General features: G+C 35.4%; 2 protein-coding genes. One reads left to right on the forward strand and one right to left on the reverse strand.

The features are described from left to right. Positions 1–92 precede the first annotated feature (92 nt). Complete coding sequence (locus CQA53_RS13635) at positions 93–215, forward strand: hypothetical protein (protein WP_281271196.1); 123 nt, start codon at positions 93–95, stop codon at positions 213–215. Positions 216–291: 76 nt separating this feature from the next. Here the strand turns inward: CQA53_RS13635 and CQA53_RS13455 are convergent, their stop codons facing one another. Next, positions 292–816 carry a hypothetical protein gene (locus tag CQA53_RS13455; RefSeq protein ID WP_245945921.1) on the reverse strand — a complete coding sequence of 175 codons (525 nt, stop codon included), beginning with the start codon at positions 814–816 and terminating at the stop codon, positions 292–294. Between the last annotated feature and the right edge of the window lie 19 nt (positions 817–835).

An 835-nucleotide genomic window follows, 5' to 3' on the forward strand; every position in this document is an offset into this window, starting at 1 on the left:
TAAAGCTTTTACCTTTCTTACTCTTTAATTGCACTCTACCATTATGAGGACATTTAAGCTCATTATCTTCTAGGACAGGACAGAGGAATGCGGTGGAGATACTTTCTTTGTTGTCATTGCGAGAAGCTTTAGCTTCGTGGCAATCTATCTCTTGTTTTATTATCTCTTTAGATTCAGAGCTATTACATTCTAGCTTGATATGTAGGCTAGAGTGAATAAGTGAATAATGAAGTATTGTAAGTGTAGAGGAGTGGAGGAATACTTGGAGGGTGGAAGTGGATATGGGAGAATCTATATTATTGTGAGGAGAGGGAGAATCTGTATTTGAATTATTGTTAGTAGAGTTTGATTGAGTAGTGGTAGAGATTGTGTTGGTAGTGTGGATTGATTCTTGTCATTGCGAAGCGAAGCTGAAGAATCCATATTTGAGTTATTAGAATCTATAGAATCTTTGTTTGTGGATACTTCGCTACGCTCAGTATGACGACATACTTTGTTATGAGGAGTATTAGAATCTTTGTTTGTGGATTGCTTCGTCATTTCATTCCTCGCAATGACAGAATCCATATCCCCTCCACCTTGCAAGTAATAGATAGGCTTAGATGTATTGAATCCCATATTGCTATCTTTAGAATCTAATTCTCCAAAGAAGCATTCATTATAGGGTTTATTAGATTCTGTGCCACCATGTAGTTCTATGCCTAAGAAATATATTTTAGATTCTATCGTATCTATGCCTTTAGATTCTAAGACTTTTAAGTCTAGTGTTTGATTATCTCTTACTTTTATTATCTCTTTACGCAAGCTTGTATTCATCTTTCACCCTCTTATTGAT

The sequence above is a fragment of the Helicobacter didelphidarum genome, from assembly GCF_003364195.1.
Classification (GTDB): domain Bacteria; phylum Campylobacterota; class Campylobacteria; order Campylobacterales; family Helicobacteraceae; genus Helicobacter_A; species Helicobacter_A didelphidarum.

What these genes read in the sequence shown, in the direction of transcription:
- CQA53_RS13455 (WP_245945921.1), bottom strand. Translation starts at nt 816, where the DNA reads ATGAATACAAGCTTGCGTAAAGAGATAATAAAAGTAAGAGATAATCAA.